Here is a 304-nt window from a genome sequence, read left to right on the forward strand (position 1 = left end):
GTACGAAATCGTGCTCCTGGGAGACCAGGACCCTTCCATCGTGGCCCACCAGGCCATCCCCCAGGCCCTGGCGCTGACCGCCACGGCGCTGGGTGTCACGCTGCAAACACGCTGGCTGCCGACGGTCGAGGCCGATGGCGCCCTTGGCGGCTGCGACGGCCTCTGGTGCGTACCCGGGAGTCCCTATCGCCATCGTGAAGGGGTGGTGGCGACGCTGCGCACGGCGCGCGAACAGCGGATTCCTTTTCTAGGTACCTGTGGCGGGCTGCAGTACGCGCTGCTCGAATACGCCCATACCGTGCTC

The 304-nt window shown here is 67.8% G+C and carries 1 pseudogene; it reads left to right on the forward strand.

The window, feature by feature from the left end:
• Positions 1-304, forward strand: a pseudogene (locus FS767_RS21995) (hypothetical protein); the annotation flags it as partial.

It is taken from the genome of Pseudomonas sp. DE0010, from assembly GCF_007680745.1.
Taxonomy (GTDB): Bacteria; Pseudomonadota; Gammaproteobacteria; order Pseudomonadales; family Pseudomonadaceae; genus Aquipseudomonas; species Aquipseudomonas parafulva_B.